Source organism: Microcystis sp. T1-4 (assembly GCF_000297435.1).
In the GTDB taxonomy this organism is placed as follows: Bacteria; Cyanobacteriota; Cyanobacteriia; order Cyanobacteriales; family Microcystaceae; genus Microcystis.
Map to the genome: position 1 here is coordinate 1 of NZ_CAIP01000085.1, position 15,085 is coordinate 15,085.

A 15,085-nucleotide genomic window follows, 5' to 3' on the forward strand; every position below is an offset into this window, starting at 1 on the left:
CACTGACTAATTGCTGATTTTCCGGATTTCTGTAAATGTGAGATGCACCCGACGAGAATCGCTAGAATAAAAAAAGACTCTCCCTTATCACTTTATTTATGCTGATCAGACATAACCGAAGCTCGATCGCTAAACCTATTTTACTTTTTCTCGGCTGCCTTGTGATCGGGCAGTTGGGGGTATTAGTGGTAGCCAATAGCCTCTGGTTTACCGAGATGGGTTATTTAAACACTTTCCTGAAGCAATTATCTTGGCAACTAGGATTAGGTTGGGGAAGTGCGATTCTTTCTTTACTCTTTATTTTTACAAATTTACGTTTAGCCCAGCGTTTTCGTTGGCAAAAACCCCAGGAAGATAGTTATCCTCTTAGTCCTCAATCTCCTAGTATTAATTTACTCGGCCTTTTGATTATCGCAACGGGAATTGGAGCTTGGATCGGGTCAATGTTATTGTATTACAGTAAACTAGCCCTCAGTCTCTGGACACCAGATTTTAATCTCCCTAACCTCAGTTCTTCCCTAAGTTCTCCTCTGCAAATAGTTTGGATTAGGCAAGTATTAACCGATATTTCCAGTAATCTTTGGCAAGGGGTAATTATCGCTTTTTTAGTCTTGGGATTATTAATTAAAACCGAGTATTTTTTGCGAATAATATCTATAGTATTCACTGTAACGCTATCTTTCATTATTGCTGGGCAGTGGGCGAATTTTTTAAAATATTTTTATGGTGTTCCTTTCAATATTAACGATCCTCAATACGGGAATGATTTAGGTTTTTACATCTTTCAATTACCCCTGTGGCAGTTACTAGAATTATGGCTCAGTGGTGTGGGAATATATACTCTTTTTGCCGTTAGTTTAACCTATCTTTTTTCAGGTGATAGTCTTTCTCAGGGAAAATTCCAGGGGTTTTCCCGTCCGCAACTGCGTCATTTATACGCTCTGTGGAGTGGGTTAATGGGGCTGCTAGTATTACACCATATTATTCAGCGTTACCTGCTACTTTATTCTCCCGAAGGAGTAGTTTATGGTGCAGGTTATATCGATGCTCATGTTGGTCAATTTATTGAAATTATTCTGGGAATTATTGCAGCAATAACCTCTATATGGTTAGGAGAAAAAGCATTATTTGGTAAAATAAACCGTCGCAAATTACACAAAATCGCCAAGAAAAAGTTGTTATTTTTCCCCTACTTAGTTCCTGTATTTCTATATTTAATTGTTTGGATCAGTGGCACAATTATCAGTGGAGGATTACAAAGAATAATCGTACAACCGAATGAATTAGTGAGAGAAAGACCCTATATTGAAAGAAGTATTCAATCCACAAGAGCGGCTTTTTCCTTAGATAGAATTGATGCCCAAGTTTTCGATCCACAGGCCGAATTAAATGCCGAAGTTTTAGAGAGAAATCATCTAACTATCGATAATATTCGTCTTTGGGACACCAAACCACTGCTAGAAACTAACCGACAATTACAGCAAATTCGCTTATATTATAAATTCCCCGATGCTGATATCGATCGCTATCGAGTGCGAGTGGGAGTGCCTGAAAAAATCGAGGAACGTCAAATATCGGAAAAACAACAGACCATTATTGCCGCTAGAGAATTAGATTATAGTGCGGTTCCCACTACTGCTAATACTTGGGTGAATAAACATCTCGTTTATACCCACGGTTACGGGTTCACTCTTTCCCCTGTTAATTTAGTCGCTGCCGGGGGTTTACCCTACTATTTTGTCAAAGATATCGGCACAAATAAAGACGAAGGGGCTCTACAAACCTCTAGCGAATTAATTGATTATAGCATTCCCATTGGTAAACCCCGAATTTACTACGGGGAATTAACTAATAATTATGTGATGACTCCCACCACCGCAGAAGAATTGGATTTTCCTAGCGGGGATGGAAATGTCTATAATACCTACGATGGAAAGGGAGGGATCCTAATTGGGAAGGGGTGGAGACGTTGGCTATTTGCCCTTTATCTGCGGGATTGGCAAATGTTATTTAGCCAAGATTTTACTCCCGAAACTCGGCTATTAATGCGTCGTGATATCCAAAATCGCGTGCAAACTATCGCCCCTTTTTTAAATTATGATCGCAATCCCTATTTAGTAGCGGCAGATGTGGGCGATAGTAGTAGTAAATTACATTGGATTATCGATGCTTATACTATCAGTGATCGCTATCCCTATTCTGACCCCGGGAAAGATAAATTTAACTATATTCGCAATTCGGTGAAAGTGGTAGTGGATGCCTATCATGGAACGGTGAATTTCTATGTTGCCGATGAAAATGATCCAATTATTCAGACGTGGAGTAAAATCTTTCCTCATCTCTTTAAATCTTTAGCAGAAATGCCGAAAACTATCCGCAGTCATATCCGTTATCCTGAAGATTTATTTAGTACCCAAGCGGAAAGATTATTAACCTATCACATGACCGATCCGCAAGTATTTTATAATCGGGAGGATCAATGGGAAATTCCCCTAGAAATTTACGGCACGGAACCCCAGGCTGTATCACCCTATTATTTAATCATGAAACTGCCCGATGCCGACAAAGAAGAATTTATTCTCCTCCATCCCTATACTCCCTCTAGTCGGCAAAATTTAATCGCTTGGTTGGCAGCGCGTTCAGACGATAGAGAGTATGGTAAGTTATTACTCTATCAATTTCCTAAACAAAGGTTAGTGTACGGACCGAATCAAATTGAGGCTTTAATTAACCAAGATCCAGATATTTCTCAACAGATTTCCCTTTGGAATCGAGACGGTTCTAAAGTTTTGCAGGGACACCTATTAATTATTCCCATTGAACAATCGCTGCTTTATGTAGAACCTTTGTATCTAGTGGCAGACCAAAATAGTGTCCCGACAATCGCTAGAGTAACAGTTGCTTATCAAAATAAAATTGTCATGGAACCAACCCTGAAGGAAGCTTTAGAAAAGTTATTCTCAGGCCATCAGAGCTAAATTGCCGCTAATTGGCCCCAAATTAGCTAGAAAGCTGATGCTGGTTCCAGAACGATCCTCAATCTACAAGAATTTCCTAAAGAATTTCCCTTGGCAAATTCTTATAGATTGAGAAAGATAATAACTGGACTTCCCCCATACAGAAATACTAAAAAATCAACAAAACTCTTACTGCATGAAGCTTCTCAGAAAAAATTGACAGGCGGCTACTGGATATATTTCCCATTGAAAAGGGCCGTACCGTTGACTATATCTAAGGTTGGCTGAATAAATCTAAAAACCTTGTTGGATAATATGTTTAGGCTTTTTTGAAATCAAAAAGTGCTACCCCTTCCAGTGATCGGGGGGAAAAATTAGGCACTTTTTCCCTGAAAATTAGGTAATTGACCCCCTGAAAATGGGTAAAACCCCACACCTGTTCAGACCTCGGACGTTCGGCGAGACTTCGGGGTGAGCTTTTGTCGAACGCTCAGTCGAGCCGCGTGAGCTTTTGTCGAACACTGAGCTCATGGCCGAAGCCCACACTCTGCCCCCACGAAAAACTTTTTCAGCAAGCCCTATCTAGAGTGGAGCGATTCCGTAGAGTTGGCTATATAGCGATCGCCGACCTGATTGTAACAGATAGTGTCATTAATCTCTAGAGTCAGCGATTCCCTCTTTAGTCGTGTTTTTGAGCGTTTTCTGCCCCGAAACAAGCTATAATGGTCGAAAGTCCAAATTTAAAAATCCTGGACTCAAACCCTATTTGCGTAAAGACTTCAGGATTTTGCACTCAGTAGTTCATTAGTGTTATATTGCTTTAACTCAGGCTCTGTAAGACTTTTAGCCATAGCTAGTATGTTTATCCAGCGCACTATGTCTCCTCAACAGCTACACAAAATTAACATAAACTTCTGGGAACATTCAGCATCATTAAGGAATATCATCGGCCCTGACTTGAACACAGGAATTCTATTGCTTATGATGACTACATCTTATCGAACCGTTTTTTCAGTCGTTTTGGGTACTGGGGTAGTTTTCGGACTTAGTACTTCAGTTCTTGCACAAACCACCACCTCCTACAGCATTACCCACGGTTTTAGCTTTCTGAGGGAGCATCTCATTTATGCAAGTGAGTAATTATACTTATCTATAAAACTGGTTTCTAGCAAGGCTTTCAAAATAGCTTGACATAAAAACCTGATTTAGGGGTTACAAAGGTGAGATGCTCCCCTTTCTGAGAATTACTTCTGAGAAAGTAATTGACAAAACCCTTACTGCATGAAGCTTCTCAGAAAAAATTGACAAGCAGCCACTGGGTATATTTCTCCTTGAAAAGGGCCGTACCGTTGACTATATCTAGAGTGGAGCGATTCCGTAGAGTTGGCTGTATAGCGATCGCTAACCTGATCATCGATGTCATTAATCTCTAGAGTCAGCGATTCCCTCTTTAGCCATGTTTTTGAGCGTTTTATGCCCCGAAACAAGCCATAATGTAAGACTTACAGCGTTTCTCAGCTCTGGAGTTTAGACTAACAGGGTTTGACCGGTTTCTTTACCGGCTCTTCTGGTTTCTGTAACGCCGCTAGATCCACTGATAACAGAGGACATCACTTTTGTGCAATTCCTGTGAACGGTTGAATAAAACCATCCACACCGACAAAGGAGGTGAGGGGCGACCAGTTTAAAATATCCTCTAAAATTGATTGATAGCCTTGCACATTGGGATGAAGTCCATCTTGCATTAATCTTTCTTGGCACCACAGATCACCCCGGTTCATCCAGAGATCAAATAAATCCAGATAGGGAATATTTTGCTCTAGACAAGCTTGTTTAGTGGTTTCTTTAAAAGAATACTGATCGCGATGGTTGAAGTAAAAGCAATCTAAAAAGGGCATTTTCCGCTCATCCACGGGAATCATGCCTATAAACAAAACCGGACAAAGAGAACGGGCCCTGCCGAGTAAATGTTCGATTTGAGTTTGAAAAAGATCGTGATCGGTATAGGTACGACCATCGGGCCGGCCTAAACGGGCTGTATCATTAACACCGACGGAGAGAAGAATCAGGTCGGGGAGACGATTGCGAATTTCTCCCCTGAGACGAAATTCCTGTTCTAAACGTTCGGACACTTGTACCACTCGATCGCCGCGAATCCCCAAATTATACAGGGCATGACCGGCACTTTCCATCCACAAACGACGTAGGCGCTCGGCCCAACCGCCACCCACGGGGTCGCCATAGCCATAAACAAGGCTATCTCCTAAAGCGACGATTTTGAGGGGATGGGTCATGATTACGGCTTTGTCTTTAGTAGGTAAACGAGAAAGAGTTTGCATGATCGCTCGATCGAATCGGTTGTCCTTTACACTTGTAAACGAATTTGGTTAAACTGTCCGTGTATTATACTACATTAGAAAATTTTTCCTGCCAGTTAACTCATCTGATATCAGCCAAGCACTGGCACTGACCAGTATAAAGCACGCAGCCCGATGATCATTCCTTGCCTCCGAGTCATTTCCGGGCTAAATCTGCTATAAAATTTATGGTTAAAACCTAGATAACTCGATGACTACTCGTTTACAACGCGCGGTTCAAGACCAAGAATTTTTGATTACAGCCGAGATTACTCCCCCGAAAGGTGGTAATACCAGTCATATGCTAGAAATGGCCCTCTGGCTAAAAAATCGTGTTCATGCGGCTAATATCACCGATGGCAGTCGCGCCGTAGTGCGAATGTCCTCTCTGGCTGCCTCCGCTATTCTCTATCAACACGACATCGAACCCATCTGTCAAATGGCCTGTCGCGATCGCAATGTGATCGGATTACAAGCAGATCTCATGGGCGCTCATGCTTTGGGATTGAGAAATATACTAGCTTTAACCGGAGATCCCGTCAAAGCAGGAGATCATCCCAAAGCTAGGGCAGTTTTTGACCTAGAATCGGTACGTTTGTTAAAATTAATCGATAAATTAAATAAAGGTTTTGACTTTAACGATAAATCTTTACCTGATGGACCCCTAGAGCTTTTTGCCGGGGCTGCCGTCGATGTGCAGTCAAAAAGTTGGTCTGGTCTTCAAAGCCGTTTTGAGCGTAAAATCGAAGCGGGAGCGCAGTTTTTTCAAAGTCAATTAGTTACGGATTTCGATTGTCTTGATAAGTTCATGCAACAGGTGGCCTCCCTGGCCGATAAACCGATTCTAGCGGGGATTTTTCTGTTAAAATCAGCTAAAAATGCCGTATTTTTAAATAAAAATGTGCCAGGGGTACAAATTCCCGATCAGATCATTCAAAGACTCGCCGACGCACCCCATCCCCTCGAAGAAGGCATCAAAATCGCCGCCGAACAAATAAAATTAGCCCAGCAGTTATGTCAAGGTGTCCACATCATGGCGATTAAACGGGAGGATTTAGTCCCAAAAATTCTCGACGTGGCTGGTATCCCGCCAATACATAACTAAGATGAAAAGTCAATAGTTTTTATAAAAAATTAACTTTCATTTTGACTACTGGTCTTTTGACAAGAATTCTACCCCTAACCTAGTATGGTAAGGCTCAAAGCATCTTCGGGGTTAAAAGCATGGATTCCAATCTAGGTCAAGAAAAAGAGAATAGTTGTGGTAATTCCGGGCGAAAATGGTTGTCGATCGGTATTGCCCCCACTGGTATAATTTCCATTGGTATTGTTCCCATGGGCGTTATTTCCATCGGTATTGTTCCTATGGGAGTAGTTTCCATTGGAACCGTGGCCATGGGGACAATTGCAGCCGGTTTTGTGTCCATGGGACTTTTCAGTATTGGTAGCGTTGGGATGGGATTAAATAACGGTCATTTTTCCAATCTTAATTCTCCCCCTGCTGAATCTCCCCATAAACATCATCAGCATTAAAATTTTGACTAGCAATCATGAATTATTCCATCCGTGCTGCCGTTGCTACCGATGTCAAGGCTATTTTTGACTTAATTGTTGCCTTAGCGGCCTATCAAGAACTCAGCCATTTAATGACAGGAAATAGTCAAGCTTTAGGCGAGCATTTATTCGGAGAAAAACCCTACATCGAAGCATTGGTGGCGGAGGTAGAGGGTAAAATAGTCGGTTTTGCTCTATTTTTTGCTAATTATTCCACCTTTCTGACTAAACCGGGGATTTACCTCGAAGATATCTTCGTTTTACCCGATTATCGCAGTCAAGGGATCGGCAAAGCTTTACTAATGGCTGTGGCTAAAATTGCCGTCGCTAGGGATGCAGGACTTTTAGAATGGACTGTCTTAGAGTGGAATCAACTGGCGATCGATTTTTATGGAAAAATGGGGGCTAAGGTCTTCAAAGAGTGGCAAATTTGTCGCCTCACCGGGACTGCTTTAACCCAATTGGGTAATAGTGATAAATAAGTCAGTCCCGATGCAACAAGTTACACCGTCAAGCATGAAAATATTCTGATCCTAAATCCGGTTATTAAAAACTGATTATTTATTCCCCCTTTTGCAGGAGTGCCTCTCCTGATATGTAACCTATACTCGACGGATTTAGTATTACTTCAGATCTGATTACTCAATCCAAGCTTTTGGGGGGTAGAACCCCCCAAACCCCGGAGCGCATTAGTTTTTCGGTGGGATGCTTACACGCAGCCGCTGACGCATCTGTAATAATTTGAGAGTCACTTCACTCGCAGGAGTGCCTCTCCTGATATGTGGCCTATGCTCAACGGATTTAGTATGATTGACGAATTTGCCTTATTTCAGCTTCTATTTTCAAGTCAGGAGATAGGAGTCAGGAGATAGGAGATAGGAGACTTTTTTATTTATTCTCCCCACACCCTACACCCCACACCCTACACCCTACACCCCACACCCTCTTTCCAGTCAGACCCTTTGTCGAGTCTGGAACTTTGTGATCGATCGAGACTCCTTGCTATACTATACCTCTGACACTGGCTTTCCTCATTGGTGCAGAATGCAACCCACAGACTCGAATAAATTTACCGAACAAGCTTGGGATTCGATCGTTAAATCGCAAGAAATTGCGCGACGCTTCAAAAATCAGACCTTAGAGGTGGAACACGTTATTATTGCCCTCCTAGAGCAGAATAACGGTCTAGCCACCCGGATTTTACAAAAAGCTAATATAGAAATTCCCCGACTGCAACAACAGCTAGAAGTCTTCACCAACCGACAGCCAAAAGTGGCCATCGTCGATCAATTATACCTAGGTCGTGGTCTCGATCTGCTGCTCGATCGAGCGGAAGCATCCCGGGAAAGTTGGCAAGATAAATTTATCTCCGTCGAACATCTTCTCGTCGGTTTTGCCGAAGATGAAAGGGTTGGCCGGAAATGTTTACGCACTTTCAATCTTGACCCCCAAGATTTAGAATTAGCCATCAAAGCGATTCGCGGTACTCAAAAGGTTACTGAACCCAATCAAGAGGAAAAATACGAAGCTTTAGATAAATATGGCCGGGATTTAACAGCGGCGGCCAAAGAAGGCAAATTAGACCCGGTTATCGGTCGCGATGAAGAAATTCGACGGGTGGTACAAGTCCTCTCGCGACGGTCTAAAAATAACCCGGTTTTAATCGGTGAACCGGGGGTAGGAAAAACCGCTATTGCTGAAGGATTGGCCCAAAGGATTGTTAACGGAGATGTTCCCGAATCTTTGAAAAATCGTCAGTTAATTTCCCTCGATATGGGAAGTTTAATCGCTGGGGCAAAATATCGAGGCGAATTCGAGGAAAGATTGCGGTCAGTCATGAAAGAAGTGACCCAATCAGAAGGGCAAATTATTCTCTTTATCGACGAACTACATACTGTTGTCGGTGCGGGTTCTAGGGAAGGAGGATCGATGGATGCGGGCAACCTATTAAAACCTATGTTAGCTCGGGGAGAATTGCGCTGTATTGGGGCGACAACTTTAGATGAATATCGCAATCATATTGAAAAGGATCCCCCTTTAGAAAGACGTTTTCAACAGGTTTATATTAAGGAACCTTCCGTGGAGGATACTATCTCGATTCTCCGGGGTTTAAAAGAACGTTATGAGCTGCATCATGGGGTGACAATTACCGATTCGGCCCTAGTGGCAGCAGCTACCCTATCCCATCGTTATATTAGCGATCGCTTTTTACCGGATAAAGCGATCGATTTAGTCGATGAAGCGGCGGCAAAGTTAGAGGTAGAAAGTACCACTAAACCCGCCGATTTGGAAATGATAGATCGTCGCTTAATGCAGTTACAGATGGAAAAATTCTCTTTAGAAAAAGAGGAGAAAAAAGATCGAGCTTTTCAAGAGCGTTTAGAAAGAATTATCGAAGAAATTGAGGAATTAGAAAGTAAACAAAAGCCTCTCGCTGACCAATGGCAAACAGAAAAACATATTGCCGAGGAAATTAAATTATTGCGAGAGGAAGAAGAACAATTGCGCCTACAGGTGGAACAGGCGGAACGAGCTTATGATCTCAATAAAGCGGCCCAATTAAAGTATGGCAAACTGGAAATTTTACAAGGGGAATTAGAAGCAAAAGAAAAAGAACTAGAAACGATTCAAGTTGCCGGGGCAACCCTATTAAGACAACAGGTAACTGATGCCGATATCGCCGAAATAGTTGCCCGTTGGACGGGAATTCCCGTCAATCGTTTAATGGAATCGGAACGACAAAAATTATTAGAATTGGAGTCTCATTTACAGAAAAAAGTGGTCGGACAAAATGAAGCGGTCACGGCAGTAGCAGCGGCGATTCGACGCGCACGCGCAGGAATGAAAGATCCCTCCCGTCCGATTGGTTCATTTCTATTTATGGGACCCACGGGAGTGGGTAAAACCGAGTTAGCGCGGGCCTTGGCGGGGTTACTGTTCGACTCCGAAGAAGCCATGGTTCGCATCGATATGTCGGAATACATGGAAAAACACGCGGTTTCGCGGTTAATCGGCGCGCCTCCGGGTTATGTGGGTTACGAGGAAGGGGGACAACTATCGGAAGCGGTGCGTCGTCGTCCCTATTCTGTGGTTTTATTGGATGAAGTGGAAAAAGCCCATCGGGATGTTTTTAACATTTTATTACAAGTGCTTGACGATGGGCGCATTACCGACTCTCAGGGGCGAGTGGTGGATTTTCGGAATACGATTATCGTCATGACCAGTAATATTGGCAGTGACCATATTTTAAATGTTTCCGAAGATGCCGATTATGAGGAGATGCGGAAACGGGTTTTAACAGCTTTGCGGAGTCATTTTCGTCCCGAATTTTTGAATCGTATCGACGATTTAATTATTTTCCACACCCTGAAAAAAGAAGAATTGCGTTACATTGTTCGTCTGCAATTACAGCGTCTGGAAAGATTATTAGCAGAACAAAAAATCAATCTGGAATTAACCGCAGCAGCAGAAGACCATATCGTTACTGTTGGTTACGATCCCACCTACGGTGCGCGACCTTTAAAACGCGCTATCCAACGGGAGTTAGAGAATCCTTTAGCCACAAAAATTCTCGAACAAGCTTTTATGGAAGGGGATACGGTGGTAATTGATTGTCTGGATGAGGTGTTAAGTTTTAGCAAAAAGGAGCTAGAAAAGGAAGAGCCAAGATTAGAATTAGCTGTGGTTAACCTCAGTTCGGATTAAAACCAGACAGGGGGTATGTTCCCCCTCTGCGGATCAATTTAGCCAATATAGACAAAATTTTGCCACAAAAGGCCTTGTGAATCTAGCTAAACAGGTTTTACAGATGGTTGGCTGAATAAATCTAAGTGGGTGGGTGGAATTAAATATAAGATGAACGTAGGTTGGGTTGAAGCATGAAACCCAACGCCCGCTCATGTTACACTACCGCTAACCCATCCTACAAATAATTGTGCCTCCCTACTTAAGTGTTCTGATAATTGGAACAGAGATCGCAATATATTTGATATGCTATAATCTTGAACAGTTTCGTTAGTAGTTAAATCCATGCTAGTTTTAGCCGGTGATATTGGTGGCACTAACACCAGGTTGTGTTTGGTAGAAACGGACGGAAAAAATGAATCAACTCTCCGAGAAGAAATTTATCCGAGCGGCAATGAGGGTTTAGTTCCTTTAGTGCGACAATTCCTGGGTGATGAGTCTAATGTTTATAAGGCTTGTTTTGCTTTGGCTGGCCCTGTTCTGAACAACAAATGTAAAATCACTAATTTACCTTGGCCAGAATTAGATGCGGCCCGGTTACAAGAAGAATTGAACATTGCTAAAGTGAGTCTTATTAATGATTTTGTAGCAATTGGCTACAATATTGTCTTAGAAAAAAATAAATCTTTAGTTACTTTACAGGAAGGTGAATTTTTGCCTGATGCGGCGATCGCTATTATTGGGGCGGGTACGGGTCTGGGAAAGGCGTTTGCAGTTCCTGAAGGTGATAGCTATCGAGTGTTTCCAACGGAAGGAGGCCACGAAAGTTTTGCTCCTGATAATTTGTTAGCTCAGGAGTTATTGGCATATCTTCGGGCCGACGGCAAGGTTGATGTGGAACGGGTGGTTTCTGGCCCAGGAATTGTTGATATTTTTCGTTTTTTGCAGGATCGCAAGTTTGCTTCTGAAGATGCGGGTGATTTTTTAAGTCAACCTGATCCTGGGGCGGCGATCGCTAAAGGAGCAGCAGCAGGTCATTTTCTTTGTCAGCAAACAATGGCAATTTTTGTAGAAGCTTTTGGGGCTGCGGCAGGGGATATGGCGGTGAGTTTTTTACCGTTTGGCGGTTTATATATTGCGGGGGGAATTGCAGCCCAAAATATTGAATTGATGCGGAATGGCAGTTTTATTAAGGCATTTACAGATAAGGCACGGGTTAATCCTGTTTTGCTAGAAAAAGTTCCTGTCCATATTGTTTTGAATACCCTGGAGGGATTAAGAGGTGCAGTAAAATACGCTGCTACAAAAATGTAGAAGCATAGGATAGACAATCCTAGAAGTTGTCTTGATTGTGAGGGGATTCAATGCTCTTTTTATTGATTCGCCCTCATAATTGCAAATTTTCCTTTGGTAACAAAGCCCGATTCAATGGCATGGCGAGCGGCTCCCCAGAGAACAATATCTTTCTCTTGAAAGACTTTAATTGAAACTTTTTTGTTGTCTTCTCCAAAATCTCCTTCCTTGTTAATAAAAGCATCCCGAAACTTACCTTCTTTTAAAATTTCAATCGGGATAGAAATACCTCCAATATAGACACCGCCAACCGCCTTGTAAGTGAGAGCTAGATTTCCAGCCTGCGCTCCCCAAATAGAAATAAATTGATCTAAGGCATTTTTACATAGTGTATTTCCAGATTGTGCCAATTGTATGATGGTATCGGCATCATTCACATCGGGTTGGTTTCCCCATTCAGGTAGATTTTTCACAAACTGATATATTCTGACCAAACCAGGTCTGGAAAGGACATATTCATAACTGACAGGGCTATTATCATCTTTGTCTTGTTTCAGTCGTTTTAAGAATTTTAGAAGTTCTATATCTTGGTCATTGCTTACTCCAAAATCAGTATGTCCCCCTTCAGAAGGTATCGGTTTTAATTTTTGTCCTTCTGAACAGCTATGCCATAATGCTTGACCTAGACCGTCAGTAACTAGCATCAAGGCTCGATTATCTTCGGGTTTGGATTGATACTCAGCAGTGTAAAGTTCTTCTAATTTATCCTCTCCATCACCTAAGAAAATGCCGTAACCAATGGCTTCCATATCATTAATAAAAGCTAAGGGAATATTTTTATAGGGAAATACCTGTCGTAAGTCATGTTCTGTAAAACTAAGGCTGAAGTCTTGAGCATTAATTTTGGCTTTACCATGATTAATTGGGCTAGCAATACCAAAACAAGCACCATAAATTTCTTCTCGACCATCATGGTGATTTTGAAGAAATTCTTCTACCATTTTCCGCATACCTTGATCAGCATAATCCTTTGTTGTAAAAGTATGACCTACTAACAAAGAATCCAGAACTATTCTGTTTTCTGTTTCATCTCTTTTGTGAGTAAAAAGAGCTAGTTGAGTTGTTTGTTTGCCGATTTCACCAGCCAGAATAACCATTGTTAAACCATCCGATTTAATAAATTGGTAAATAGCCTTTGATTGAATTAAAGACCGCACACGAAAAAAATTAGATTGTATTTTGCATCTAAGAAATTGCGCCTTGAATCTTGCTAATATTGATCGCTCCATGACGACGTAAATTGCCAATATTGATACCTTCAGCCGCAATAAAACAGATAGCAATAGGAATATCTATTTTTACAAAATAGACCATCATACTTCCTTCTTTGAGCTTGAAAATAGAATAGGAAAGATCGCCACGTCCAGTTTTCCCTCCGAAATTACTTAAAGCCGATTCGATATTAAGCAAATAATTAAAGCCTTTAATTGCTTCGCCTCCTTCGTCACCATCTCCAAAAAGAGCAAAATAGAGTGAAGGATTGCTAGTTTTTAGTTCACGGTTGCCGTATAGAGCTAAACCTTCGGTTAAATCGAAAATCAAAATTGATTCGAGATCTCCGCCCGCGTCTGTGACAATGCCATCAAGAAGTTTATCAAACTCTTTTTGTCCAATCATAGTGTTAACCTTAGAAAGTTTTTCGTATAAAAATGAGCAAACTAGTTCATGAAAGTTTGTAACAGTTTCATATCTGTTAAGATTTTCGCCTATTGGTGGATTTATGTCAAGCGTTTCTTTCAATCTTTTGAGGGTTTCTTCATCAAGATTAATATTTTTTTGAGAGATGAAGCGATCAAGAGTTAAAAAGAAATTTTCGTCGTGTTTTTTAAGCTCCTGCCAACGGTGATTATAGGGATGCTTAAAGTCAATATATTCTGACAATTGTTGCGCGTTACAGGTCTTAAGATGAGAGCGAACAAGAGATTCAATCCATTGACGGTTATTTTCGACAGGAATTTCAGACTCATTTACCCATCCTAAAAGTTTTTCTAAGGCAGGAGTTTGAGAGGTTGTCCATTGTAAAATCTCTCGGAGTAGAAAATCGGAGTAGTTATTTTTCCCTTGTAATGATGGTCGAAAAGTTTTGATCAATAAAACAGCTTCAGATTGAACAGAAGGTGAAGCTTTCGCCCAGACTTCCGCCACTAAACTGGTCATTACAAATTCAATCTCTCCTTCCTCTAATTTAGGTGTGGGCTTTTTTCCTAGCCATTCTAGGGCTAGTTTTAGATCATTATTTTGTAATAAATAAGATGATTCTTGACGATCCGAATGTTGCCAATCTCGAAAAGCTTTTGTATAGGGACGGAGTCCCGCCATGACTTCCTTGATCCAGTTTTGATTTAGAATTTTTCCGTAAATCTCGTTGAGTATTCTTAAATTATGCTCCTTATCTAGAATTATAAAACACATATCTTTTAGTTTACGATGTTGTGGATTTTTTTCATCGAAGAGAATCGGCTCGTTTTGAGTAATTTTTTCAAAGAGAGAAATTAACTCAAAACTGTCGTCCTGATTTAAAAATTGGTCTCGATCTTTCTGAAACTGATCATATTCCTCAAAAAGATTGAGATGTGAGAAAACTAAATCTTCTAGCCGACCTTGAACTTCATCCTGTTGTAAATCTACAACGTTATTGTTTTTAGCAATATTAAAAACTATTCTATTGAATTTATGTAACCCTCCTGTCAAATCATTGGCCGATTGAATTATACTTTCCATCGTCCCTTCATTGATCTGTAAATCAGAAAATAAATTTTTGACTTCTTGCCAAAAAGTCTCCGATCGATCCAAAAAATTACCTTCTTTTTCATAAAGCTTCCCATTATCCTTGTTAAATTTTATCCTCCATTGCTGTACCCGATCACATTTGGTTCCGTACAATAAGTAACGTTCTTGTAGATCATAAGCCAGATTATTAGTTTCTTTCCATTTTTTCCCATTTTTTCCCAATTCTCAAATTCTTCAATATATAAACGAAGTTTTGCTCGCTCTTGTTCAACCCAACTTGGATTAAAAATCGCTGTATATATAGGATTATAGGGTTTTAATTTACTTTGAGCTTCTAAAACTAAACCAGACAATCTTAGTTCTATCTGCTCATTACTGTTGTCACAATTTATTTGTCCACAGTTTAAAATTTCTCGGTATAGGTTAAGCCGATTAAAAGCTTTTGCCCCA

At 41.1% G+C, this 15,085-nt stretch carries 9 protein-coding genes and 1 pseudogene; 6 read left to right on the plus strand and 4 right to left on the minus strand.

The genetic code is table 11. The features are described 5' to 3' along the window. Positions 1–98 precede the first annotated feature (98 nt). Positions 99–2,978 carry a UPF0182 family protein gene (locus MICAI_RS04590; RefSeq protein WP_008198444.1) on the plus strand — a complete coding sequence of 960 codons (2,880 nt, stop codon included), beginning with the start codon at positions 99–101 and terminating at the stop codon, positions 2,976–2,978. A gap of 1,589 nt (positions 2,979–4,567) precedes the next feature. On the opposite strand, the gene MICAI_RS04595 is transcribed toward MICAI_RS04590, so the two are convergent. Further along, positions 4,568–5,296 carry a GDSL-type esterase/lipase family protein gene (locus MICAI_RS04595; RefSeq protein ID WP_008198446.1) on the minus strand — a complete coding sequence of 243 codons (729 nt, stop codon included), beginning with the start codon at positions 5,294–5,296 and terminating at the stop codon, positions 4,568–4,570. A 229-nt stretch (positions 5,297–5,525) separates the two neighbouring features. Here MICAI_RS04595 and MICAI_RS04600 point away from each other — a divergent pair, with 229 nt between their 5' ends. From MICAI_RS04600 to glk, 5 genes are all read left to right on the plus strand, one after another. Then, complete coding sequence (locus MICAI_RS04600) at positions 5,526–6,419, plus strand: methylenetetrahydrofolate reductase (protein ID WP_008198449.1); 894 nt, start codon at positions 5,526–5,528, stop codon at positions 6,417–6,419. Between the two features lie 119 nt (positions 6,420–6,538). After that, positions 6,539–6,847, plus strand: coding sequence for a hypothetical protein (locus tag MICAI_RS04605; protein ID WP_002781238.1), 309 nt, complete (start codon positions 6,539–6,541; stop codon positions 6,845–6,847). A 17-nt stretch (positions 6,848–6,864) separates the two neighbouring features. Then, a complete protein-coding gene (locus tag MICAI_RS04610; RefSeq protein WP_008198452.1) occupies positions 6,865–7,350 on the plus strand; it encodes a GNAT family N-acetyltransferase in 486 nt (161 codons plus the stop codon). 562 nt (positions 7,351–7,912) lie between these two features. After that, positions 7,913–10,573, plus strand: coding sequence for an ATP-dependent chaperone ClpB (gene clpB, locus MICAI_RS04615; protein WP_039899596.1), 2,661 nt, complete (start codon positions 7,913–7,915; stop codon positions 10,571–10,573). Positions 10,574–10,897: 324 nt separating this feature from the next. Beyond that, positions 10,898–11,866 carry a glucokinase gene (gene glk / locus MICAI_RS04620; RefSeq protein WP_002774652.1) on the plus strand — a complete coding sequence of 323 codons (969 nt, stop codon included), beginning with the start codon at positions 10,898–10,900 and terminating at the stop codon, positions 11,864–11,866. Between the two features lie 59 nt (positions 11,867–11,925). On the opposite strand, the gene MICAI_RS04625 is transcribed toward glk, so the two are convergent. The 3 genes and pseudogenes from MICAI_RS04625 to MICAI_RS26835 all read right to left on the minus strand — a co-directional run. Beyond that, positions 11,926–13,002, minus strand: a complete 1,077-nt coding sequence (locus MICAI_RS04625; protein ID WP_039899597.1) for a glucokinase — start codon at positions 13,000–13,002, stop codon at positions 11,926–11,928. A gap of 88 nt (positions 13,003–13,090) precedes the next feature. Then, complete coding sequence (locus tag MICAI_RS04630) at positions 13,091–14,788, minus strand: hypothetical protein (protein ID WP_232306122.1); 1,698 nt, start codon at positions 14,786–14,788, stop codon at positions 13,091–13,093. Beyond that, positions 14,746–15,085 (minus strand): annotated as a pseudogene (locus MICAI_RS26835) (hypothetical protein); the annotation flags it as partial. The gene MICAI_RS04630 and the pseudogene MICAI_RS26835, both read right to left, overlap by 43 nt.